24 protein-coding genes are annotated in these 23,207 nt (G+C 68.8%); 8 read left to right on the forward strand and 16 right to left on the reverse strand.

Translation table 11 applies throughout. The features are described from left to right. Window positions 1-61: 61 nt before the first annotated feature. From BM109_RS21085 to BM109_RS21105, 5 genes are all read left to right on the forward strand, one after another. On the forward strand, window positions 62-1,465 hold the full coding sequence (locus tag BM109_RS21085) for a MocR-like pyridoxine biosynthesis transcription factor PdxR (protein WP_093346622.1): 1,404 nt from the start codon (window positions 62-64) through the stop codon (window positions 1,463-1,465). 120 nt (window positions 1,466-1,585) lie between these two features. Continuing rightward, complete coding sequence (locus BM109_RS21090; protein ID WP_093346625.1) at window positions 1,586-2,329, forward strand: NAD-dependent epimerase/dehydratase family protein; 744 nt, start codon at window positions 1,586-1,588, stop codon at window positions 2,327-2,329. Further along, window positions 2,326-2,862, forward strand: a complete 537-nt coding sequence (locus BM109_RS21095; RefSeq protein WP_256222692.1) for a cupin domain-containing protein — start codon at window positions 2,326-2,328, stop codon at window positions 2,860-2,862. Before BM109_RS21090 ends, BM109_RS21095 begins: the two co-directional genes overlap by 4 nt. Before the next feature lie 116 nt (window positions 2,863-2,978). After that, on the forward strand, window positions 2,979-3,278 hold the full coding sequence (locus BM109_RS21100) for a type II toxin-antitoxin system RelE/ParE family toxin (protein ID WP_371268825.1): 300 nt from the start codon (window positions 2,979-2,981) through the stop codon (window positions 3,276-3,278). After that, window positions 3,275-3,601 carry a helix-turn-helix domain-containing protein gene (locus BM109_RS21105; protein WP_057589932.1) on the forward strand — a complete coding sequence of 109 codons (327 nt, stop codon included), beginning with the start codon at window positions 3,275-3,277 and terminating at the stop codon, window positions 3,599-3,601. The genes BM109_RS21100 and BM109_RS21105 overlap by 4 nt, the downstream gene beginning before the upstream one ends. Before the next feature lie 56 nt (window positions 3,602-3,657). Here BM109_RS21105 and BM109_RS21110 read toward each other — a convergent pair whose 3' ends face one another. Continuing rightward, window positions 3,658-4,215: a DUF308 domain-containing protein gene (locus BM109_RS21110; RefSeq protein ID WP_177239422.1), complete on the reverse strand. Its 558-nt coding sequence runs from the start codon at window positions 4,213-4,215 to the stop codon at window positions 3,658-3,660. 124 nt (window positions 4,216-4,339) lie between these two features. Here BM109_RS21110 and BM109_RS21115 point away from each other — a divergent pair, with 124 nt between their 5' ends. Beyond that, complete coding sequence (locus tag BM109_RS21115; RefSeq protein ID WP_093346630.1) at window positions 4,340-5,815, forward strand: HD domain-containing phosphohydrolase; 1,476 nt, start codon at window positions 4,340-4,342, stop codon at window positions 5,813-5,815. Between the two features lie 18 nt (window positions 5,816-5,833). On the opposite strand, the gene BM109_RS21120 is transcribed toward BM109_RS21115, so the two are convergent. The 9 genes from BM109_RS21120 to hydA all read right to left on the reverse strand — a co-directional run bounded on the left by BM109_RS21120 (window position 5,834) and on the right by hydA (window position 15,670). Then, the gene (locus tag BM109_RS21120; protein ID WP_093346632.1) at window positions 5,834-6,595 is read right to left on the reverse strand and encodes an SDR family NAD(P)-dependent oxidoreductase; all 762 of its coding nucleotides are present in this window, start codon (window positions 6,593-6,595) and stop codon (window positions 5,834-5,836) included. Next, entirely contained in the window at window positions 6,592-7,518 is a 927-nt protein-coding gene (locus tag BM109_RS21125; protein WP_371268826.1) for an allantoinase PuuE, read from the reverse strand. Before BM109_RS21125 ends, BM109_RS21120 begins: the two co-directional genes overlap by 4 nt. Next, complete coding sequence (locus tag BM109_RS21130; RefSeq protein WP_093346635.1) at window positions 7,515-8,006, reverse strand: ureidoglycolate lyase; 492 nt, start codon at window positions 8,004-8,006, stop codon at window positions 7,515-7,517. Before BM109_RS21130 ends, BM109_RS21125 begins: the two co-directional genes overlap by 4 nt. After that, the gene (locus tag BM109_RS21135) at window positions 8,003-8,944 is read right to left on the reverse strand and encodes an NAD-dependent epimerase/dehydratase family protein (protein WP_093346637.1); all 942 of its coding nucleotides are present in this window, start codon (window positions 8,942-8,944) and stop codon (window positions 8,003-8,005) included. Before BM109_RS21135 ends, BM109_RS21130 begins: the two co-directional genes overlap by 4 nt. Beyond that, the gene (locus tag BM109_RS21140) at window positions 8,941-10,605 is read right to left on the reverse strand and encodes an ATP-binding cassette domain-containing protein (protein WP_093346638.1); all 1,665 of its coding nucleotides are present in this window, start codon (window positions 10,603-10,605) and stop codon (window positions 8,941-8,943) included. The genes BM109_RS21135 and BM109_RS21140 overlap by 4 nt, the downstream gene beginning before the upstream one ends. Continuing rightward, window positions 10,602-11,447 (reverse strand): ABC transporter permease, encoded by an 846-nt coding sequence (locus tag BM109_RS21145; RefSeq protein WP_218159402.1) that lies wholly within the window; start codon window positions 11,445-11,447, stop codon window positions 10,602-10,604. Before BM109_RS21145 ends, BM109_RS21140 begins: the two co-directional genes overlap by 4 nt. Further along, window positions 11,444-12,484, reverse strand: coding sequence for an ABC transporter permease (locus tag BM109_RS21150; protein WP_093346641.1), 1,041 nt, complete (start codon window positions 12,482-12,484; stop codon window positions 11,444-11,446). Before BM109_RS21150 ends, BM109_RS21145 begins: the two co-directional genes overlap by 4 nt. A gap of 73 nt (window positions 12,485-12,557) precedes the next feature. Next, the gene (locus BM109_RS21155) at window positions 12,558-14,174 is read right to left on the reverse strand and encodes an ABC transporter substrate-binding protein (protein WP_093346643.1); all 1,617 of its coding nucleotides are present in this window, start codon (window positions 14,172-14,174) and stop codon (window positions 12,558-12,560) included. A gap of 62 nt (window positions 14,175-14,236) precedes the next feature. Next, window positions 14,237-15,670, reverse strand: a complete 1,434-nt coding sequence (gene hydA / locus BM109_RS21160; protein WP_256222694.1) for a dihydropyrimidinase — start codon at window positions 15,668-15,670, stop codon at window positions 14,237-14,239. A gap of 354 nt (window positions 15,671-16,024) precedes the next feature. Between hydA and BM109_RS21165 the strand changes: the two genes are divergently transcribed. Further along, window positions 16,025-16,732, forward strand: a complete 708-nt coding sequence (locus BM109_RS21165; RefSeq protein ID WP_093346649.1) for a GntR family transcriptional regulator — start codon at window positions 16,025-16,027, stop codon at window positions 16,730-16,732. A 25-nt stretch (window positions 16,733-16,757) separates the two neighbouring features. Here the strand turns inward: BM109_RS21165 and BM109_RS21170 are convergent, their stop codons facing one another. The 4 genes from BM109_RS21170 to BM109_RS21185 form a co-directional block, all read right to left on the reverse strand. Beyond that, the gene (locus BM109_RS21170; RefSeq protein WP_093346652.1) at window positions 16,758-17,972 is read right to left on the reverse strand and encodes a GAF domain-containing sensor histidine kinase; all 1,215 of its coding nucleotides are present in this window, start codon (window positions 17,970-17,972) and stop codon (window positions 16,758-16,760) included. Between the two features lie 155 nt (window positions 17,973-18,127). Beyond that, window positions 18,128-19,186, reverse strand: a complete 1,059-nt coding sequence (locus BM109_RS21175) for a serine hydrolase domain-containing protein (protein WP_093346654.1) — start codon at window positions 19,184-19,186, stop codon at window positions 18,128-18,130. Then, window positions 19,187-20,278, reverse strand: coding sequence for an extracellular catalytic domain type 1 short-chain-length polyhydroxyalkanoate depolymerase (locus BM109_RS21180; protein WP_093346656.1), 1,092 nt, complete (start codon window positions 20,276-20,278; stop codon window positions 19,187-19,189). A gap of 32 nt (window positions 20,279-20,310) precedes the next feature. Beyond that, window positions 20,311-20,736 (reverse strand): CopG family transcriptional regulator, encoded by a 426-nt coding sequence (locus BM109_RS21185; RefSeq protein WP_093346658.1) that lies wholly within the window; start codon window positions 20,734-20,736, stop codon window positions 20,311-20,313. A gap of 226 nt (window positions 20,737-20,962) precedes the next feature. Here BM109_RS21185 and BM109_RS21190 point away from each other — a divergent pair, with 226 nt between their 5' ends. After that, window positions 20,963-21,523: a hypothetical protein gene (locus BM109_RS21190; protein WP_143129222.1), complete on the forward strand. Its 561-nt coding sequence runs from the start codon at window positions 20,963-20,965 to the stop codon at window positions 21,521-21,523. A 68-nt stretch (window positions 21,524-21,591) separates the two neighbouring features. Here BM109_RS21190 and BM109_RS21195 read toward each other — a convergent pair whose 3' ends face one another. Both BM109_RS21195 and BM109_RS21200 read right to left on the reverse strand, forming a co-directional pair. Continuing rightward, complete coding sequence (locus BM109_RS21195; protein ID WP_093346663.1) at window positions 21,592-22,233, reverse strand: glutathione S-transferase family protein; 642 nt, start codon at window positions 22,231-22,233, stop codon at window positions 21,592-21,594. 22 nt (window positions 22,234-22,255) lie between these two features. Beyond that, entirely contained in the window at window positions 22,256-23,173 is a 918-nt protein-coding gene (locus tag BM109_RS21200) for a helix-turn-helix transcriptional regulator (protein WP_143129223.1), read from the reverse strand. Between the last annotated feature and the right edge of the window lie 34 nt (window positions 23,174-23,207).

Below are 23,207 nucleotides of genomic sequence, written 5' to 3' on the forward strand. Positions count from 1 at the left end.
CCATTGTCGCGGCGCGCCGATGCACGCAGCGGCCGCAAGGCCACCTGCTTAACATCCGCCCATGTCGAAGCTGCAGATACGAATCGACCGCGCGGCCCGCGAACCGGTCAGCGAACAGATTGCCGCGGGCCTGCGCGCCGCCATCCGAGAAGGCCGCCTCGCGCCGCGCGCGCGGCTGCCGTCGTGGCGCGACCTGGCCTCGCAGCTCGGCGTGGCGCGCGGCACGGTGAGCGCGGCCTACGAGCGGCTGCTCGATGCGCAGCTGATCGTCTCGCTGGGCGCAGCCGGCACCTTCGTCGCCGAGCACCTGCCGCCGTCGTCGCGCCCGCGCGAGGCAGTGGCGGTTCCATCTGCGCCCGTCGGCACCATCCCGAGCTTCCCCGGCCGCTCGGGCATCTTCCAGATGGCGAACCCGGCGCAGGACCTGTTCCCGGCCAAGGTCTGGGCGCGGATCATGACGGGCGCGGTGCGCGCCACCTCGCAGGCGCGGCAGATCAATCCCGATCCGCGCGGCGAGCTCGCTCTGCGCAGCGAGATCGCGGCCTACCTCTCGCTCGCGCGCGGGCTGCCGTGCACGGCCGCGCAGGTCTTCGTCACCACCGGCTACGCGGGTTCGCTCTCGCTCGCGGTGCAGGCGCTCGGGCTGCGCGGCACCTCGGCCTGGACCGAGGACCCCGGTTATCCCACCACGCGCCGCTGCCTGCAGGCGCTCGGCGTGGAGCCGGTGCCGGTGCCGGTCGATGCCGAAGGCCTGGTGGTCGATGAGGGCGTGGCACGCGCGCCGGATGCGGTGCTGGCCGTCGTCACCGCGGGGCAGCAGGCGCCGCTCGGCGTGGCGCTGTCGGCGCGGCGGCGGCAGGCGATCCTCGCCTGGGCCGAGCGCGCGCGGGCCTGGGTGGTGGAGGACGACTATCTCGGCGAGCTGCAGCTCGGTGCCCGCGCCGCGCCCTCGCTCGTGGCCGCGGGCGACGGCGCGCGCGTGCTGCACGTGGGCACCTTCAGCAAGACCATCAGCCCGATGCTGCGGCTCGGTTTCCTGGTCGTGCCGGCGGCGGAGGTCGAGCGCTTCGCGCGCCATGCGGCGGTGGTGCCGCCGGCCCCGGCGCCGCTGGTGCAGCTGGCGGTGGCGGCCTTCCTGCGCGACGGCCATTTCCTGCGCCACCTGCGCCGCACCCGGCAGGTCTATGCGCAGCGGCGCGCGGCATTGGTCGCCTGCCTCGATGCCGCATCGGCCACCTACATCGCCGCGGGCCTGACCGTGCTGCTGCGCCTCGCGCCGGGCGTGTCGGACCTGGCGCTGGCGCAATCGCTCGCGGCGCATGGCCTGACGCCGGTGCCGCTGTCGCCGTGGTACGCGCGGCCCGGGCCCGAGAACACCGGGCTGCTGCTCGGCGTGGCGGACCTGCGCGTGGAGATCGCGGCCGAGACCTGCGCGCGGTTGCTGGCGCTGGTGCGGCAAGGCTGAACGCGCCGTCGCGATGGGCCGCGATGGTCCATCCGATCCACCGATTCTTGGCACTGTGCGCCGGACCATCGGCTGCCTAAGCTGGAGGCTCCAAAGCATCCGTCTCCGAGAAAGAACGCCATGAGCGAAAGAGTTTTCCTGGCCGGCGCCACCGGCGCCATCGGCTCGGCCCTGATCCCGCTGCTGCGCGAGGCCGGCTACGAAGTGCACGGCAGCACCCGCCAGCCCGAGCGCGCCGCAGTGCTCGAGGCCCAGGGCGTGAAGCCGGTGCTGGTCGACGTGTTCGATGCGCAAGCGCTGAAAGCCGCGCTGGTGCGCATCGCGCCGCACGGCGTGATCCACCAGCTCACCGACCTGCCGCGCGGCCTCGATCCCGCGCGCATGGCCGAGGCCACGGCGCGCAACGCCCGCGTGCGCACCGAGGGCACGCGCAACCTGGTCGAGGCCGCGCGCGCCGCGGGCGCGGTGCGCATGGTGGCGCAGAGCATCGCCTGGGCCTACGCGCCGGGACCCAAGCCGCATGCGGAAGCGCAGCCGCTCGACACCGAGGCCGAAGGCGCGCGCCGCATCAGCGTGGGCGGCGTGGTGGCGCTCGAGCAGGCCGTGCTTCACGCACCCGGCATCACCGGCACCGTGCTGCGCTACGGCCAGCTCTACGGCCCGGGCACCGGCGCCGACGAGCCCAAGGGCGCGAGCCCCGTGCACGTCGAAGCGGCCGCCTGGGCCGCGCTGCTGGCCTGGCGCCATTCGGCCGGTGGCGTCTTCAACGTCACCGAGGACAACCCCGAGGTCGACAGCGGCAAGGCGCGCCGCCTGCTGGGCTGGACCCCGTCGATGCGTCTGGGTGCGGAGGCGAGGTCGTGAGCATCGCGGTCCGGTCATGGCCGCGCGCGCCGCGGCATGCGGTCGCGCTGTCGCTCGCGGCGCTCGCCCTCGGCGCGGCCGCGTGGGCCCTGGTGCCGCATACGGGCAAGCAGGCCACCGTCGCATGGCTCGACGACCTCTGCAGCAGCGTGACGCGCCCGATGTTCGCCTCGGCCCCCGCGCCCGAGGGCAGCGCCGCGCGGCCGCAGACGACCGTGCGGCCGCTGTCGTGCGAGCCGCTGCCGAACGTGCCGGGCAAGTCCATCACCACCGCCCTGGTCGAGTTTCCGCCGCTGGCCTACACCCCCGCGCACCGGCATCCGGGCTCGGTGCAGGCCGTGGTGGTCAGCGGCACCGTGCGCTCGCAGATGGCGGGTGGCCCCGCGGTCGACTACCAGACCGGCCAGACCTGGTTCGAGCCGCCGCGCGCGCTGCACCTGTTCGCGGAGAACCCCGATCCGGTGAAGCCGGCGTCGCTGATCGCGACCTTCATCGCGGATTCGGATTGCGGGCCGTTGGTGTTGCCGCCTTGAGCGGCCAGCTTTTCCAGAGAAGATTCCGCGCGGGAGCGTGCAGAACTGCACTGGGGGATTTGATATAAAATTTTGTATAAATGGGCATGAAGCCCATCGAGTTCCGAGGCACTTCCTTGAACGACCTACGCAGCTTTCCCGAGCTTGCTCGGAGCGAAGCCGGCTACCAGTTGCACCTCGTGCAGAACGGCCTGGCGCCGGTCGATGCCAAGGCGGTGCCCAACATCGGCGCCGGCGTGGTGGAGTTGAGGATCTGGGATGAAGCGGGAACCTTCCGCGTGATGTACGTGGCTCGGCTGGCCGATGCTGTCTATGTGCTGCACTGCTTCCAGAAGAAGACCCAGCAAACTGCGAAGCGCGACATCGAACTGACCAGAAAGCGCTTGAAAGACCTAGTGAAGGACCTTGCATCATGACCGGAGCCCGGCGTTTCGACAGCGTCTTCGACGCCATTGCAGGCACGCCCCAGGAGGCAGCCAGCATGCGCGCGCGTGCCGATCTGATGATGAGCCTGGCCGAAGTCATTCGGCAGCAGGGCATGACGCAAACCGAGGCGGCGCAGCTGTTCGGCGTGACGCAGCCGCGCATCTCCGACCTGGTTCGGGGAAGGATCAACCTGTTCTCCCTGGACACCCTGATGGACATGGCCGCCACCGCCGGCATGGCGCCGGTGGTGAAGCTGTCCAGACCGAAGGGCCTAGCGCAAGCTCGCCGTCGCAAGGCGGCCGAGGCTGCATAGCGCGGAGAGTCGTCGGACCCGTTGCCGGGTGCGCCAAGTGGCGGCGCACCGACGTTTCAGCGCCTGCGCTCCCGCACCAGAATCACCACCCCCGAGATCAGGAAATACACCGCCCCCACCGCCGCATAGCCCGCCAGCGTCTGCGGAATCGGCGCATCGGTGCCCTGCCGCGAGATGAAGAGCCCGCCGGCCAGCGCGGACTGCGCGCCGCTGAGCATCATCACCCACTGGCCGCGTTCGGCCTTGCGGCGGCGGATGGCCGTGGCCAGTTGCAGCAGGCCCGAGACGATGGCCCAGATGCCGAAGATCAGCAGCACGACCTGCCATCCAGCCACGAGCGAGGCCGCGACCGCGAGCGCGACCAGGGTGCTCATCCAGAGGTTGAGCATCTGCGTGGGATTGGCCTGCGCGCCGCCGCTCATCCGGGCGTCCCACAGGTTGGCGAAGGCGTCCCAGGCGGGGTAGACGATCAGCAGCACGGTGGCCAGCGCGGGCGACTGCTTCGCGACGGTGAAGGCCAGCGCGACCCAGGCGAAGGAGAAGGCGGCGCGGGTGAAATAGAGCTTGCGCAGCCAGGCGGCGCGCGGGGATGGGTTTTGCAGGATGTCGGACATGAGGAAGAGGCGGTGGAAGCCGCGAGTGAAGGGGAGCCGCCCGTCGAGCGGTGGATGCCACGATTCTTCCGAGCCACCCCGGCGGCCGGTATCGGTCGAATGACCGACACGCGCAAAATGTGCCATGTCCGACGACACGACCATCCCCGTTTTCGACGCCGTCCGCGCGCTGGCCTTCATCGGCGACCTGAGCATGGGCCAGCCGATCGACCATTCGCTGCGCACGGCCTGGCTCGCGGGCCGGATCGCGGCGCGGGCCGGCTGCACCGCGCCGCAGATCGAGGCGGCGCGCCATGCCGCGCTGTTGCGCTGGTCGGGCTGCACGGCCAATGCGCAGGAGTTCGCCGACTTCCTCGACGACGACGTCGAGGGCCGCCGGGCCCTGCTCGCCTCGTCGGCACCGCGCATGCGCCAGCCCCACGACAGCGCGCCGGTGCCCGGTGCGGTGCTCGCCATGGCCGAGATCCACTGCGAGATCGCGGGCGACATCGCCCACACGCTGGGGCTGAGCCACGACACCGAAGCCACGCTGCGTGCCGTGTTCGAGGCCTACGACGGCAGCGGCGTGCCGGGCCTGCTGCGCGGCGAGGCGGTTCCGTTCTCGACCTACGTGGTGGCGCTGGCCAGCGACCTCGAGATCTTCGGTCGCCTCTACGGCATCGAGCAGGCGCTCGCGTTGGTGCGCGGCCGTGCCGACAGCCTCTATCCGGCCGCGCTGCTCGACGCCAGCGCGTCCGATCTCGCGGCCTGGATGCAGGCGCTCGATGCGCCCGCCGCGCCATGGGCCGAGGCGGCGGAACAGCCGGACTCGATGCGCCGGCCCATGGGACTGGAACTGGTCGGCGACGTGATCGACCTCAAGCTGCCGTGGATGACGGGCTACTCGCGCCGCGTGGCCGCCCTGGCGCGCGACTGCGGCGCGCGCATGGGGCTGGACGAAGCCGGCTGTGGCCGCGCCTACAAGGCGGGGCTGATCCACGGCATCGGACGTGCCTCGGTGCCCAACGCGATCTGGAACGCGCCCGGGCCGCTGCAGGCCTCGGCGCTGGAGCGCGTGCGGCTGGTGCCTTACTGGACCTCGCGCGCCGCCGGGCAGATCGACGGCCTCGCGGCCGAGGCGGAGATCGCGTCCTTCGCCTTCGAGCGGCGCGATGGCTCGGGCCATTTCCGTGGCCGCTCGGGTGCGGCCATGCCGCTGGAAGGGCAGGTCGTCGCCGCGGCCGAGCAGTGGTGGTCGCATTGCACGCGACGTCCGTGGCGCGAAGCGCTGACGCGGGAAGAGGCGGCCGAGCGCATGAACGAAGACGCCGCGGCCGGCCGCTTCGACGCGGCCGTGGTCGAGGCGCTGTGCGCCAGCACGCAGCCGGGCGCGGTGCCGCCGAAGCCCGCGGCGCCGGCGCAGGACGATGCATCGCTGTCCCAGCGCGAGCTCGAGGTGCTGCGCTGCATCAGCCAGGGCGACAACACGAAGGAGGTGGCGCGCGCGCTGGGCATCAGTCCCAGCACGGTGCGCACGCACGTGGAGCGCGTATTCCAGAAGCTGGGATGCACGACGCGCGCGGCCGCGACGCTGAAGGCGGCGACGCGGGGGCTGATCTAGCGACGGATCGTCCGGTCCTCAGAGCATGACGTCGCCCCCGTTCGGCGACAAGGTCTGCCCCACGTAGAACGCACCCGCTTCCGACGCCAGCAGCAGCGCGGTCGGCGCGATCTCGTCCACCTGGCCGAACCGTCCGACCGGCAGCTGGCTCTTCTTGAATGCCAGCCATTGCTCGCTGTGATTGCGCAGCAGATCGGTGTCCACGGGTCCCGGCGCGATGGCATTGACCAGCACGCCGCGTGGGGCGCCCTCGTAGGCCAGCGCACGCGTGAATCCGACGACGCCGGCCTTGGCCGCGCAGTAGTGGGCGAGGCCGGGCGCGCCCTTGTAGGCGAGCTGGGAGGCGACATTGATCACGCGTCCCCATTGGCGCGAGGTCATGCCCGCGAAGAAGGCCCGCGTCACCAGCATCGTGCCGCGCAGGTTCACGCCGACGGTCAGGTCCCAGTCGCGCTCGTCGGTCGACTCGAAGGGCCGGTCGCCGCCGCCGACGCCCGCGGAATTGACGACGATGTCGACCTGCCCGAGCCGCTGCGTGGCCCATTCGGCGAACCGGTCGACGGCGGCGGGGCTGGAGACATCGCATTCGGTGCAATGGAGCGTGTGTCCCCTGGCCGCCATCCGCTCGCGCAGCGAGCCGGCGTTGGCCTCATCGCCGAGATGGCAGATGGCGACCTCGGCACCATGTTGCAGGAACAGCTCGGCGATGGCTCCGCCGATGCCGCGGCTGCCTCCGGTGATGACGGCCTTGCGGCCGGAAAGATCGAACGGGCTCTTCACGATTCGGCTCCTTGGGTTGCAGGCGCCGGATGCACGTGCCGCCAGTGCCGGGCAATATCGATGCGCCGCGTCACCCAGACGTCGGGGAACTGGCGGATGTAGTCAAGGAAGCGCTCCAGGGCCGCGGCGCGCGCGGGATGACCGACGAGCCTCATGTGCAGGCCGACGGACATCATCTTGGGCTGGGTCCGGCCTTCCTTGTAGAGCATGTCGAAGGCATCCTTGAGGAAGCCGTACCAGTCGTTGCCGGTGCTGACGCCGGCGGCGAACTGGCCGTCGTTGTTGGTCAGGGAGTAGGGGACCACCAGGTGCGGCTGGCCATCGACCCGTGTCCAGAACGGCAGCTCGTCGCCGTAGTAGTCCGAGTCGTAGAGAAAGCCGCCTTCCTCGACCAGAAGCTGGCGCGTATGGACGCTCGGTGCGTAGCGGCAGTACCAGCCCTGCGGGCGCTCGCCGATCGAATGGGTCAGGGACTCGACGGCGCGACGGATGTGCTCGCGCTCTTCGTCCTGCGACAACCGATAGTGCTGGATCCAGCGCCATCCATGCGAGCACACGTCGAAGCCCGACGCCCTGATGGCATCGCAGGCCTCGGGGTTGCGTTGGAGCGCCAGCGCGCAACCGAAGATCGTGGCGGGCAGCGAACGCTCCTGCAGGAGCCGCATGACCCGCCAGAAACCCACGCGGCTCCCATACTCGAAGAGCCCCTCGGCAGCGAGGTCTCGCCCCTCGAGGTTGGCCAGGCCGTGGCTTTCGGTGAACCAGGTCTCGGTGAGGCCCTCTCCGTCGTGGACCGAGGGCTCGGACCCTTCCTCGTAATTGAGGACGAAGTTGAGAGCGAGCCGGGCGCCGCCTGGCCACTTCGGATCGGGAGGATTGCGGCCATAGCCGACGAAGTCTCTTTGAAGGTGGTTCACGATCAAGCTTCTTTCAGGATCTTGGACAAATCGATGGTCGTCGGCTCGACGTCGACGAAGGTCTCGTCGCCTTCGGTCCCGTCGCGCCACATGAAGATGGCATGCGTCGATCGCCTGTCGAGCACATGCAGGCCGAGGTGCCAGACGCCGGGACGGAAGGTGGTGCCCTGCGACGGGCCGGCGATGAAGGCGAGCGCCTGCCGCATGTCGGGGCGGCCGAGCGCGTCGGGCGCCACGACCACCAGCCAGCGGCCGGCGTTCATGGGAATGAACGACTGGGACGAGTGCGGATGGCATTCGAGGCTGCCGAATGCGAGACTGACTCCGCGCACCGGATCGTTCGTGACCAGGGACAGCGAAGCGTTCGCGTGCGATCGACGCGAGGCCAGTTCCGCGTCGAAATAGTCCCGCCGCGGCAGGGCAGGCGCCTCGATGACGCGTCCGAAGGGCGCGAACTCGGCTTGCGAGAGAGGGCGCGGCTCGATCTCGATCATGGCCGCCCACTCCGGCGTGCCTCGATCCATTCGGCGTACGAGCGGATGCCCTGTTCGAGCGAGACCCGGGGCTCGTAGCCGAGGTCGCGCCGTGCGGCCTCGATGCTGAACTGTTCCTGGAACTCGTCCACCGGGTCCGGCCCGGGCTGCAACACGATGTCGGCTGTCGGAAAGACACGGCGCACCAGCTGCGCGAGTTCGCCCAGCGTCACGCGCGTGTCGCCCGTGACGTTGTAGGTCGTCCTGGGCAGGGATTCGGCATCGAGCGCCTGGAGCAGGCCGTCCACGGCGTCGTCGACATGGATGAACTGCCGCGGAAAGTCCGAGCCGAACGCCATGCGCGTGGGGCGCGCGGCGAGCGCATCTTCGATCATGGTGCGGACCACGCAGTCCGTCGTCCTGCCAGGTCCGTAGACCCACGACAGGCGGACGCTGGCCGCGGACAGGCCGTACTGCTGCGCATAGGAGGTCGTGATGTATTCGGACGCGACCTTGCTCGCGCCGTACAGGCTCGCGGGTCGTAGCAGGCAATCCTCCGTGACCGACGCCGCCGATCGAACGACGCCATAGGCGCTGGTCGACGAGCAGTAGACGAAGCGCCGGGCCTCGTGAACGCGCGCCAGCTCGAGCATGTTGGCGGTGCCGACGATGTTCACCTGCACCATCGCGTGCGGCGTATCATGGGCCACCATGGGCCCGGAGAACGCCCCGCAATGGACCACCGAGTCGATCCCCTCCCGCGTGAGCGCGTACATGCGGTGCACGTCGCCCAGATCGCAGCCGACGATCTCGATGCCGTCCTCGGTGACCGACGCGCTTCGGTCCAGCGCGATGAAGGCGCGCTGCTGCTCGGCCAGCCGGCGCGCGAGCGTGCGGCCGACCAGGCCCGCGGCGCCGGTGACCAGCACCGGCTTGGTGTTTGTTCGATCGAATGTCATGGGGCCTCGGCAGTCTCCAGGGTCAGGGTCGCAACCGGTTCCTTCGCCTCGATGGGAAGCTCGGCCTCCAGCAGCTTGCGCGTGTAGGCCTCCTTCGGATGCGAAAAGATCTGTTCGGTCGGGCCCTGCTCGACGATCTTTCCGTGGCGCATCACGGCGACGTAGTGGGCCAGCGAGCGCACGGAGTTCAGGTCATGCGTGATGAACAGCGCGGACAGCCCCATGCGCTTTTGCAGGTCGCGCACCAGGTCGATGATCTGGGCGCGCACGCGAATGTCCAGCGCGGTCGTTGGTTCGTCGAAGATGACGAAATCGGGCCGCACGGCCAGTGCGCGCGCGATGCCGACACGCTTCTGCTCGCCGGCCGTCAGTTCGTGCGGGTAGGCGTTCGCCTTCGCGCTGGCGATGCCGACCAGGTCGAGCAACTCCATCACGCGGGCGTCGCGCTCGGTTCGCGACAGGGCCTCCCCGAGCTTCAGCGGCTCCGCCACCAGTTCGCGCACGCGCCATCGCGGGTTCAAGGCGACGTAGGGCTCCTGGAACACCATCTGCATGCGCCGGCGAACCGTCCGGAACGCCTTGTCAGAGAGCGCGAGCGTCTCCTGGCCGTCGAAGCGGATCGAGCCGGCGTCGGAGGCCAGCAGCCGGACGAGGCATTGGCCCATCGTCGTCTTGCCGGAGCCGCTCTCGCCCACGAGGGCGAGGGTCTCGCCGCGCGCGATGGTCAGCGACACATGGTCGACGGCGCGCACCACGTCGGAGGAGCCATCGACATGGAAGGTCTTGACCAGGTCCGTGACCTCGAGCAGCGGCTGCCCGCTCGGCGGGCCCGCGCTCGCGGAAGCGTCGGGGACCATCGGAAGCGGACGCACCTTGGCCGCTTCGAGCAGCTCGCGGCTGTAGGGATGCCGCGGCCCCTGCGTGAGGAAGGAATGCACGCTCTCGAGTTCGAGCAGCTCGCCGGACTTCATGATGCCCACGCGGTCGCAGTACGCGGCGACCATGCCCAGGTCATGGGTGATGAGCACCACGGCGAGACCGAGCTCGCGGCCCTTCTGGACCAGCAGGTCGAGCACCTGCAGCTGGATCGTGGCATCGAGCCCCAGCGTGGCATCGTCCGCGAGCAGGACCTTGGGCTGCGCGATCAGTGCCATCGCGATGACGACCCGCTGCGCCATGCCGCCGGACAGCTCATGCGGGTAGGCATGGGCGCGGCGCTCCGGATTGACGATGCCGACCTGCTCGAACAGGGCGATGGCCTCGCGCCAGGCCTGCGCCTTGTCGATGCCGCGGTGGGCGCGAAGCACGCGGGCGATCTGCTCTCCCACCTTGACGACGGGATCGAGCAGGGACTTGGCGTTCGTGCCGATCAGGGCGACCTCGCCACCACGGAGTCCACGCTTCTGTGCCTGCGTCATCGTCGAGACGGCCTGGCCGCGAACGAGGACCTCGCCGCCGAGGATGCGGCCGTCGCCCGGCAGCATGTCGATGATGGCGCGCGCCAGCAGCGACTTTCCCGCTCCGGTTTCTCCGACGATGCCGAGGATCTCTCCGGGCCGCAAGCTGAAGCTCACGCCGCGCAGGGCAGGGGAGGCCTGTGCATCGGAGAAACCGACGCTGAGGTTGCGAACCTCGAGCAATGTCTCTGCAACCGGGTTCATGGCTTGCTCCTCGTCTGCGGGTCGAACATCTGCTTGGCGGCATCGCCCAGCAGCGCGAATGTCAGCACGGAGAAGACGATGGCCAGGCCCGGGAAGAGCGCGACCCACCACACGCCGAGGATCATCTGCTGCGCGCCGTTGCTCACCATGAGCCCCCACTCGGGCGTGGGCATCCGCACGCCCGCGCCGACGAAGGACAGCCCGGCGGTCAGCAGGATCGCCATCCCGATGCTGATGGAGATCTGGACGATGGCCGGGGTCAGGGCGTTCGGCAGGATGTGCTGGAACATGATGGCGCCGTCGGTCGCGCCGCTGCAGCGCGCGGCGGCGATGAAGGGCCGATCGCGCAGCGAAAGAACCTCGGCGCGGATCAGGCGCGCGAACACCGGCGTGAAGAGCACGGCCAGCACGATGGCGACGTTCCAGATCTCCTGGCCCATAACCGAGACCAGCACCATCCCCAGCACGAAGACGGGAAAGGACTGCACGAAGTCGAAGATGCGCATCGCGAAGGAGCTCGCCCAGCCCTTGTAGTAGCCGATGGCCAGCCCGATCGGCACCCCGATGACGAAGGCGATGGCCACCGCTGTCACGCTGATGAGCAGGTTGATGCGCGTCGCGAAGATCACCCGGGAGAAGATGTCCATGCCGGACACGTCGGTGCCGAACAGGTGTGCGAAGGACGGTGACTTCAGGGCATTGATCGGGTCCGCGTCGATCGGGGAATACGGCGCGATCCAGGGGGCGAACACGATCGCGAGGAACTGCATGGCCAGCAGCGAGAGTCCGATGGCCAGGGTCAGCTTCGCGCCACGCCGATGGGCGGCAGCCATGATCTTCATACTTCGATCCTCGGATCGGCAATGCCGTAGAGAACGTCCACCACGGTGTAGACGATCAGGATGAATGCGGCGGCGACGAGCACGAAGCCCTGGAGCGCCGGATAGTCGCTGTTCATGACCGCGGAGACGGCGTACTGGCCGAGTCCGCCCCACGCGAAGATGGTTTCGACCAGAACGGCGGCGCCCAGCAGGAAGCCGAACAGGAAGCCGACCATCGTGATGATCGGCGGCAGGCTGTTGCGCAGTGCGCTGCGGATGAGCTGCCGCTCCGACAGGCCACTGGCGCGCGCATGGCGGATGTATTCGCTGCGGTAGTTGTCGGCGAACACGATCTGGGTCATCTTCATCAGCGCCCCGGCATTCACGATCGCGAGGGTCAGCACCGGCAGGCACAGGCGCCCCACGGCCGACGCGAAGGCCGCCGTGTCGCCGGCCAGCAGGGTGTCGATCGTCAGGAAGCCCGTGACTGCGGGCGGCGCCGACATGATGGCGTCGATGCGTCCGAACGGCGCGGGTGCGATGCCGGCGACATAGAACAGAAAGTAGATCAGCAGCAGGCCGACCCAGAAGTCCGGCACCGCGCCCGCGGCCAGGCCATAGACCTTGCTGAAGCGGCTCACGAATCCCCGCGGCTTGACGACCGAGACGACCGCCAGCGACAGGCTCACGGCGATGGTCAGCAACATGGCGTAGGTGATCAGCTCCAGCGTGGCGGGAACGCGATCGAGCAGGTCCACCGCCACGGGATTGGCGGTGAACATGGACGTGCCCAGGTCGCCGTGCACCACGGTGGAGAGATAGCTCGTGAACTGCGACCACAGGCTGCCGTTCAGGCCCAGCCTTTCGCGCAGGTTGGCGATCTGCTCGGGCGTCGCCATGTTGCCGAGCATGAGCAGGGCCGGGTCGCCCGGCAGCAGCCGGATGAGCAGGAAGGTGGCCAGCAGCACGCCGAACATCTGCGGAATCAGAATGCTCAGCCTGGCCAGGACGATTCGAAGCGGTCGCGGTAGCGATCGCAGCGACGTGCGTAGCGTCATGTCTTTCCTTGTTGGATGGCTCGCGTGTGCCAGGGCGCCCGCGCGAGCCGCGGATCGCCCGGCACGGCGGGGTTCACTTCTTCGAGAAGTCGGACCAGTTGTTGCTGTTCGGCGTGTACCAGCTGTAGCCCGTCACACTGGCCCGCGTGGCGAGCTGGTAGCCCGGGTTCATGAGAAAGACCCACGGCGCCTGGTCCATCACGATCTGCTGCACGCGCTTCATGCCGGCTTCACGCTTGGCCTCATCGGTGCTCGACAGCCCCTCGTTGATCAGCTTGTCGACCTCGGCGTTCTTGAACTTGGGATAGTTGATCAGCGATGCGCTGTTGAGCCACAGGTTGGCGACATAGGCGGCGTCCGGCACGATGGCCATGTCGCGGAAGAAATACATCGGGATCGTGCCCTTGGAGTAGCGCTCGACCAGCGTCGACGCGGGCAGCTTGACGAGTTCGGCCTCCACGCCGGCACGCGCGAAGGCGGTCTTCAGGATGACGGCGATCTCCTCCTCGATCTGGTCGCCGGTGCGGTAACCGAGTTGCGTCTTGAAGCCCGACGGCTGGCCGGCCTCCTTGAGCAGGGCCTTGGCCTTCTCGACGTCGAGGCTGTACTTGAAGTACTGGTCGGTGTAGGACGGATAGATCTCGGAGATCGGACTCTTGGTCGGCCGGGCCTTGCCGTAGTACACGGCCTTCAGGATGTCCTCGCGGGGCACCAGGTAGTTCAGTGCCTGGCGGACCTTGGGGTTGTCGAACGGCGGCGTGGTGTTGTTCATCTCCACGCGGTGGATGTAGTTGCCGAAGACCTGCCACACCTTCAGCTGCGGGTTCTTCTCCAGCGTGGCGAGTTCGCGCGGCGAGAGCCATTCGGCCACGTCGACCGCGCCGGCCTGCAGTGCCGCCAGCCGGTTGGCGGAGGTGGGCATCTCGCGGAAGATCACTTTCTTGATCTGCGGCGCGCCACGGTAGTAGTTGGGGTTGGCCTCGTAGACCACCTCCTGGCCCGACTGGAACTTCGTGACCTGGTACGGCGCGAACGATGCCGAATGCGTCGCCAGCCAGCGCGATGCCCAGGCGTCGTCGGCGGTGGCGTTCTTCTTCGCCGCCGTCGCGTCCAGGATGCCGAGGTCGTTGTTGACCCAGAGGCGCTCGATGAGCGGCGAGGTCTTCGGCAGCGTCACCTTCACCGACATGTCGTCGATCTTCTTGAACGCGTCCTCGTACTTGCTGATGCCGAGGATCTGGTTCATGTACCAGCGGAAGTTGGCGTTCTTGTTCCAGCCTCGCTCGAACGACCACATCACGTCGTCGGCGCGCAGCTCGTTGCCGGCCGCGCTCTTCACGCCCTTGCGCAGGAAGAAGGTGATGGAGGTCTTGTCCGCCGAGACCTCCCACCGTTCGGCGAGCGCGCCGACGAGCTTGTCGAAGTTCTCGACCTTGACGCCGTCGACCGTCTTCGTGTCGTAGGCCAGCAGGCGCTCGTAGATGTTGCGCTTCGCTTCATGCGTCGCCTCGGTCGGCGGGTATTCCTGGTCGAGGGACTCGGGCGTCCGGGGACCGGCCACCACGAGGATCGATTTCGCATCCTGCGCGAACGCGGCGGGCACGAGGACCGCGCCGAGCAGCGATGCCGCGAAGAGAGCCCGGGCGGCAGGCCCTGCGAGCGATTGCACGACGTCGGTCTTGATGTTCATTGCTGGCTTTCCAAGTTTCTGAGGGTGGTTGAAATGAGAGAGGCGCACGGGTCGGCCGGGCCTCAGGCCGCGGCGAGATGAGCGGGCGTCAGGATCGATGGGCGACCGGCGGCGATGAAGCGGCCCTGGTTCCTCGGGCCGACGCAGGAGCTGCCGTCCCATAGCACTTCGCCGCGCAGCAGCGTGAAGGCCGGCCAGGCGCCGAGCTGCATGCCTTCGTAGGGGGTGTAGTCGACCGCGTGGTGCAGTGCGCTGTTGCGGATGGTCAGCTCGCGCTCGTCCCAGATCACCAGGTCCGCATCGGCGCCGATGCAGATGGCGCCCTTGCGCGGATGGATCCCGTAGGTCTTCGCGGGGCCGGTGGCGGTCAGTTCGACGAACTTCTCGAGGCTGATGCGGCCCTTGAGCACGCCTTCGGAATAGAGCAGGGGCATGCGCGTCTCGAGTCCGGGAATGCCGTTGGGGATGTGGCGGAAGGCCACCTCTTCGCCGTTCGGGTGCTTGCCGCCAGGGCCATCGAACTTGAAGGGCGCATGGTCGGACGAGAACACGCTGAAGAGGCCGTCTCGCAGGCCGTTCCAGATGACCTCCTGGTTGGCCTTGTCGCGCGGCGGCGGGCTGCAGACGCACTTCGCGCCGTGATAGCTGTCGTCGATGCCCAGGTCTTCCGCGGTCAGGAACAGGTACTGCGGGCAGGTCTCCGCGAAGATGTTCAATCCATGGGCGCGGCCCCAGCGGATCTGCTCGATGGCTTCCCGGCCCGAGACATGAACGATGAGGATCGGCACGTCCACGAGTTCGGCGAGTGCGATGGCGCGGTGCGTCGCTTCGCGCTCCACCAGCATGGGGCGCGAGTGCGCATGAAAGCGCGGCGCGCTGCGGCCCATGGCCTCGAGCCGCTGGGTGAGCCATTCGATGCAGTCCGAGTTCTCGGCGTGGAGCATCGCGATCGCGCCATGGCGCTTCGCGACATCGAGCACGTCGAGGATCTGCCCGTCGTCGAGCTTCAGGTCGTCGTAGGTCATGTAGGCCTTGAACGAGGTGTAGCCCTCGCGGATCAACGCGGGCAGCTCGGCATTCAGCACTTCGGGCGTCGGATCGCTGACGATGAGGTGGAACGCATAGTCGACATGGGCGATGCCGTCCGCGCGCCGGTGGTAGTCCTCGACGGCGGCGCGCAGGCTGCCGCCTTTTTGCTGCGCCGCGAACGGGATGACGGTGGTGGTGCCGCCGCAGACGGCGGAAAGGGTCCCGGTGTCGAAGTCGTCGGCCATCCTGACCGGCGGCGGCGAGGGCTGGTCCAGGTGGCAATGGGCGTCGACGCCGCCGGGGGTGACGACGCGGCCCTTCGCGTCGATCTCGCGGCTGCCTCGCGGAAGGTCCAGCCCCAGCTGGACGATCCGGCCGTCCTTGATGCCGATGTCGGTGTCGAACACGTCCGAAGCCGTCGCCGCGCGGGCGTTGCGGATCACTAGATCAAAAGGGGATGCACTCACTTGGGTTCTTTCGCACCAAAAATGTTCAACAAAATGAGCTTTCTTTGAGTTCAGTGGATTGGCTTTGAGTGTTTGCAAAACATATGCCATATTGTCTAAAATATTGTTGACATAACTTTAGCCGGTTGATGGGCAGCGAGAAGGGAGGGCAAACCCTCGAAGGAGATGCGCAAGGATCTGGTGGCTCGGGCCGCTCGTGCCGGCGGTGCGGCTATCCTCATCGGGCCCTTCCGCAGAGGAGGCAAGGGTCGTCCGGGCGTCGAGCGGGGTGCCCTCGGGAGCGCGGCCTCGGTGTTAGACTTTCTACAATCTTCTAAAAAATTGTTGGCACCTGAAGAACCGATGCCTGGAAACATGTCTACGCCTTCCACCGCCATCCCCGCGCCGCGCCGTGAGCGCGACAGCAGCGAAGAGATCTACGAAAAGATCTATGTCGCGATCCAGGAGCACCGGCTGCTGCCGGGGACCAAGCTGGCCGAAGAGCGCCTGGCCGAAATCTTCAAGGTGAGCCGGCCCCGCATACGGGAGGTGCTGACCCGGTTTGCCTACGAGCAGATCGTCGAGCTCATTCCGAACAAGGGGGCCTTCGTCGCCCGGCCGACGATCGAGCAGGCGCGCGATGTGTTCGAGGCGCGCCGCGTGATCGAGCCGGCGATCATGCGGCGGCTCGCGCAACGGGCCACGCCCGAAGTGGTCGACGCCCTGCTCACGCACGTGGACCAGGAGATGGGCGCACGCACGCGTGGCGACAAGCGGGCCGTCATCCGCCTGTCGGGCGAATTCCACAACCTGTGCGCCGACCTGGCCGGCAACACGACGCTCGCGCGCACGCAGCGCGAGCTGTCGACGCTGACCTGCCTGATCATCCTGGTGTACGACGCGCCCCCGGCGGAAAGCTGCCGGGCCGATGAGCACTCACTGATCGTGGAGGCGATCAAGTCGAAGGACGCGGAGCGCGCCGCGCAGCTGATGCTGCATCACCTCGACCACATCGAGAAGAGCGTGAACCTCCATCAGGAGCCTGAAGAGGTCAATCTCGAGGACATCTTCGGGGCCAGCTAGTCCTGGCGCGCCGCCGCGCGGACGCCTAGGCGACGGCCGCGACCCCCGGCCGCACCGGAATGCGCGCCACGAAGCTCGTGCCGTGCTCCGCCGTCGAGGTCACCTGCAGCGTGCCGCCGTGCGACTTCACGATCAGCGAGCAGATGTGCAGCCCGAGGCCCAGTCCGCCATGGCCCCGGCTCTCGGCCGGTCGCCAATAGGGCTGGAAGATCTTCTGCAGGTTGCCGGGCGAAATGGGCTCGCCCTGGTTCTTCACGCTCAGCACGAACCAGCCGTCGCGGGTCCAGGCCGCCACGTCGATGGGGCTGTCGGGCGCGCCGTGCGAGACGGCGTTGCCCAGCAGGTTCGACAGCACCTGCTGCAGGCGGCCGCGGCTGCCGTGCACGATGTCGGTCACATGGATGTCGGCCGCGATGGTGCGCGCGGGATGCGCGGCGCGCATCTCGGCCACCACGTCGTCGAGCGCGAGGCCCAGGTCGGGAATCTGCTCGCGCGCGACATCGAGGCCGCTGCCCATGCGCCCGCGCGCGAAGTCCATCACGTCCTCGATCAGCGAGGCCATCCGCTTCGTGGTGGCGCGGATGCGCAGCCCCGCGCGCGTGCTGTCGGGGTCGGCCGCGCGGCGGGCCAGCAGCTCGCCGATGGCGCTCAGCGAGGCCAGCGGATTGCGCAGGTCGTGGCCGAGCACGGCGATGAACTGGTCGCGCAGTTCGGCAGTGGCCTCGGCATCGAACAGGGCGACTTCGGTCGCGCTCTGCCGGTCCTCGAGTTCCAGCGTGTGGCCGATCAGGTCGGCGAAGCCCTGGAACATCGCGATGGTGCGGGCGTTGTCGACGCCGTGCGGCGTCGGATCGATCGCGCAGAGGTTGCCGAAGTAGCTGCCGTCGCCCTTGACGATCGGGACCGAGATGTAGCTCTCGATGCTGTAGATCCGCGGCGTGTGGTGCGTGCGAAAGACCGGGTGCGTGCTCGCGTGGTCGAAGGCGATGGGCTGGCGCGCCGCGCGCGACTCGACGCACAGCGTGGTGTGGACCTCGAGCTGGCCGCCGGGCTTGAGGCCGAAATTGATCCGGTCGAGCACCGCGCAGGCGGTCCAGCTGTCGCCGTCGACGCGCGCGACGGCGGCGAAGCCCATGCCCGTCTGCTCGCAGATCAGCCGCAGCATCGAGGGCACGGCGCTGATCCGGCCGATGGCTTCGACGTCGCGCCGGATGTGGTCGGCCAGTTCCAGGGATTCCATTCGGGGTCGTCCTGACTCGGGGGATCGGAGTCATCCGATCGGTCTTTCGATGATCGACGGGGTCCGCATGTCGGGCGGACGGCCCAGTCTGCGGACATTGTCGAGCAACGGTCGGGATGCTCCTATGGCAAAAGACATGGCGGTGGGGCGCCCGGTCAACCGGCCAGCGCCACCGCCTGGGCCACGAGCGCCATGATCGCCGTCGTCTGCGCCTGCAGTTCCCGGGGCCCGGGATCGGTGGCCGCGGTGGCAATGGCCAGCCGCAACGCCGGTGCCGTGAAGGCGAACTGGCCGCCATAGCCCCAGGCCCACGCGACCGGCGTGCCGTGAAGCTGCCCGGTGAACCACAGGTAGCCGTACGCGGTCGGCCCGATGGGCGGGATCGACCAGGCGCCTGGCGTGTGTGCATGCGTGCTGTCCTCGATCCAGCGCGACGGCACGACGGCCTGGTCGTTCCATCGCCCGCCATCCGCGACCAGCCATGCCACCTTCGCGAGGTCGGCGGTGCGAAGGGACAGGCCCCGGTGCGCGAACGCGCGCCCGGTCCTGTCGCGCTGCCACGCGGAGTGCGCGATCCCCAGCGCATCGAACAGATCGCGCTGGGCCAGCGCGGCCAGGCCCAGGCCCTGAACGCGCTCGAGGATCGGGCTCAGCAGCGCGATGGCGGCGTCGTTGTAGGACCAATGGCCCGGTGGCTGGGCGTTGGCCTCGAGGCCCATCGCGTAGATCGCCGGGTCGGCGGAGATCGAGAGCGCGCGGGCTTGAAGCCGGTAGTCGTAGGCGAGGCCGGTCGTTCCCGAAAGAATCTGCCGCAGCGTCAGGCCGTTGGCCGCGGCGTCGGGAAAGCGGGCGGCCAAGTCCGGCAGCAGCTCGGCCACGGTCTGGGACAGGTCGCTGTTCAGCTTGCCCTGCGCCACGGCCTGGCCGACCAGCAGCGAGACGATGCTCTTGGTCGCCGAGTGGATGGGCAGCAGATCGTCGGACCGGGTGCCCGCGTAGTGGCGCTCGCCGACGAGATGGCCGTTCCGGACCACGACAAGGGCGCGAAGCGCGGGCACCAGGCTTCCCGTTTCGAACAGGCGGTCGAGCGCGCCGGCTGCGAAGCCTTGCGTCTCGGGTCCTGCTTTCATCCAGGCCGCCGCTGCCGCCGCCGGTATGCCGATGCCGGACGCCAGCGCCGATGCACCCAGCACGAAGGCGCGTCGCGAGCCCATTCAAGGCGCCTGTTGCGGCTCGCTGGCGAGCGTCGACCGATGGGCGAGGAAGAAGCGCAGCATCTCGCGGCTGGCATCGATGCCATCGGGTTGCGTATAGCTGCCCGCGGCGCTGCCGCCCGACCACGCATGGCCCGCGCCATGGAGCAGCCAGTGCTCGGCATCGCCACGGCCCGGCGATGCGGGATGCACGGTGCGGGTGTAGCGCCGGCCCGCCGCGGAGCGGCCTTCGCTGACCGTGCCGGGCAGCGCGCCCGCGACGATCGCGCGGCCGTTGCCCGGATGCACCGTCGGGTCCGCGTCGCCGTGGAAGACGATGGTCGGCTGCGATCCCTTCGCCGCAACGGCGCGCGCCTCGGGTGCCCCGGTGCGCATGACGTTCAACGCGCTCATCATGTCGTTCGCCGCGCCGTGCGGCAGCCCCGAATGCACGCCGACCGCGGCGTAGAGATCGGGATAGCAATGGCCCAGCACGTCGGCCATGGCACCGCCGGCCGAGAGGCCCGCCACATAGACGCGCGAGCGGTCCGCCTGCTGCTGCGCGACGATGTGCTCGGTCAGCGCGGCGAGCAGCGCGGGCTCTCCGCGTCCGCGTTGCTGGTGCTGGGTCTTGAACCAGTTCCAGCACTTCTGGCCATGGGCACGCTTCGCCTGCTCGGGGTAGAGCACGATGCAGCCGTTCTCGCGCGCATGTTCGTTCATGCGCGTGCCCGCCGCGAAATCCGCCGCGCCTTGGGTGCAGCCGTGGAGCATCAGCACCAGGGGCGGGGCGGCCGCCGGCTGCGCCGAGGCCGATGCGGGCACGAAGAGCATGTAGTCGATGCTGCGGCCCTGGTGCGTGAAGCTGCCCGGGGTCCAGGCGTCGGCCGCTTCGGACCCGCGCGGCTCGGGCGTTGGATGCACCTCGACCACGCGCACCTGCGCTTCGATCACGTCGTCTTCCACCACCGCTCGAGACGTCGTGGTGGGCGCCTCGGCGGGCGACGTGTCGCCCTGCAAGGCGCGCTGAATGAGCTGCGTGGCATCCACGAGGCGGCCAGTGCGCGTGAGTTGGGCAGCGTCGCGCATCAGGCCCGAGAAAAGTGTGTTCATGGATGAGAGTCCGTTGGATGCCGACCGGCAGGTCAGCGAATGCGGTCTGCCAGCGCGCTCTTGACGGCGGGCGACGCGTGGAGGGCACCGAGCACGGTGAGCGAAGCGATGGTGGCCTTGGCGAGCGCGGGGCTCACCTCGGGGGCGATGACGGCCAGGCCGAGCACGCGGATCTGCAGCGTCTCGCCGGCCGCGCGAACGGCCTCCAGGTCGGCCGTGGAAAAGCGCTGCAGGCCCAGCACCAGCATGTTGCGCGACACCGCCTGGCGCAGCGCGTCGGCATGCGTCGCGAGGTGCGTGCGTATCGCCGTGCGGATGAAGTCCGTGCGGTTCGAATAGAAGCCCTCGGCCACCAGCAGATCGACCTGCCCGAGGTCGACGAAGCCCATGTTGATGGTGATCTTCTCGGATTCGGGGGCGCGGGTGACGACGGGGGCGGGGCGGGTTTTGGTCGGCATGGGCCATCCTAGCACCATCTGTATGGATGGTGCTAGGATGGAATATGCTGTTACGCACTCCATTGCCGATGGCAAGGCCTTCGTTGCGAGGCCGGGAAACGCAGCTCTGGACGTACGCCTTCCGCCATACCCTGTCCGGGAGAAGACGAGACGCGGAGACCGCTACAAGATTCCTTTCTCGCGGCGACCGCCTTGCCCCCCTCGAAACAACAGCAGGAGCTCCATCGTGAACTTGGCCACCCAGTTCGAGACTCTCGGAAGAAAGCAGCTCGCGATCCAGGACGGCATCCAGTTGCTGACGCAGGTACGCAGCGACCTCGCGCGCACGCGATCGGCGGCCGATGCATGGGGGACGGTCGCCGTGTTGTCCAACATCACGCTGATTCCGCTGAATGTGGTGCTCAATGCCTTCGAGCTGAAGAGCGCGAACACGATGTACCAGGTGCTCGTGCAGCAGCTGTACGGAAAGCTCGCCAGGAGCGGCACCCGCCTCGACGGTGCCTGGAAGCCCGTGCTGTCCCTGCTCAAGCAGGCGATCGTCGAGGAACTGGAGCGCAAGGCCCTCACGGCGTTCATTCCCGGCGTCAACATCCTCGTCGGGCTGTCGGAGGATTCGCTGGCCGCGTGGCAAGCCATCCGGCTGGTCGAGTCGGGAAACCGCGAGATCGCCGGGCACCTCGTCAAGCTCGACAGAACGATCGAGGAAGCGAAGCGCCAGCTGGTGGAATTCGGTATCCGACGAGCGGAGATCCTCGGCCTGATGCAGAGTCAGGCGCACACCGCTTGAGGGACCAGAGCCGGTGACGAGATCGATGGCCGCCCGGCGCTCCGAAGCCGCGCGGGCGGACAGGTGCGTCAGGACAACAGCGGCACGAGATCGGGATCGCCCTTTGCCATGGCACGCCGATAGGCCGGCCGCTCGCCGATGCGCTGCAAGTAGGCGCGGATGCCCGGATACGGCGCGAGGTCGACCGGGATGAACAGGCGCATCGTCGTGAGCGAGAACACGTTCATGATGTCCGCGGCGCTGAAGTCCTGGCCCGCGAGCCAGGGCACCTCGGCGAGCCGGGCTTCCATCAGCGTCATCAGGCGCGCGAAGCGATCGCGCGTGGCCGCGAGCACCGGGTGGTCCGTCCCCGCGGTGGCCCGGCCGACGGTCATGAGCCGCAGCAGCGTGGGCTGCAGATTGCCGTTGGCGAAATGGAACCAATAGAGAAAGGCCGCGTAGTCGGGATGCTCGGGGCCGGGCTTCAGGCGCCCCGCGCCATGCCGGCCGATCAGGTACTCCACGATCGCGGCGGATTCGGCCAGCAGCAGGTCGCCGTCCTCGAGCACGGGCGCGGCCCCCAGCGGATGCAAGGCGAGCAGCTCGGGTGGAGAGAGACGCGTCACGGAGTCGCGCGTGTAGTGCTGCAGTCGATAGGGCAGGCCGAGCTCTTCGCACAGCCAGAGGATGCGTTCCGATTGGGAGTGCCCGAGATGGTGGATCTTGATCATGGATGCCTTGGAGTGAGAGCTGTCATGGATTGCGTTCGTGGCCGCGCACCGCGGTGGGCGCGAAGCCGAAGCGGTGGCGAAAGCGCACCGCGAACCGCGAGGGAGATTCATAGCCGACCGTGAGCGCCACCTGGGCGACGGGCTGGGTCGTGGCCTGCAACAGGCTCAGCGCGGTCGCCATGCGCGCGTCGGTCAGCAACTGCGTGAGCGAGGTGCCCTCCGCGGCGAGGCGCCGGCGCAAGGTGGCTTGCGACTGCGCGAGCTCGCGCGCCACGCGATCGGCCGGCCATGCATCGGCCAGGTGCCCGGCGATCAATGCGCGCACGCGTGTCGACGCGTCGGCACGCACGGATGGGTTGCGAAGCGCGATGCCGTGTTCCAGCAGCCAATGCATGACTTCGAGCAGGCGAAGCCGGACGATGGCATCGGGCAATCGTTCCGAGAGCGGCAGCGCCAGCGTCGCGGCGTCGAAGGCGCGCGCCAGCGCCTCGCCGGGATGGGCGAGCACGCGGGCCGGTGCCGAGGCGGCGCCCGCGCGCTCCATCGCGTCGGCGCGGCCGCGATAGTGCGCGTCCTCGAGCAGGGCGGCGTCGAAGACCAGCCAGCGCGCTTCGTACTGCGCGCCCTCGGGAATGTCGTTGTGGAAGTCGACGGTCTGGTGGCCCGCGAGCACGAGCGCCTGGCCCGGGAGCGCACGCACCGTGCGGCCTTGCGCCGTGCGCACGGTCTTGATGCCCTGGACCACGAAGACCAGCGCGGCCTGTTCGACGTGCATGCGCAAGGCCGCGAGGCCGCGCCCCTGGATCACATGCGCCGCGACGCCGATGCCCGCGCGCGCATGCAGCTGCCGGGCCAATGGCGCGCCATCGGCGGAGGGCGGAAGGTCGGGTGCAGCGGACCGGGAAGAACGGCGGTCCGCGGCGCGAAGGCGTGCTTGCATGGCCGCAGTCTAGGGCGGCACGCGCGCGGCATCG

The organism is Variovorax sp. PDC80, from assembly GCF_900115375.1.
In the GTDB taxonomy this organism is placed as follows: Bacteria; Pseudomonadota; Gammaproteobacteria; order Burkholderiales; family Burkholderiaceae_C; genus Variovorax.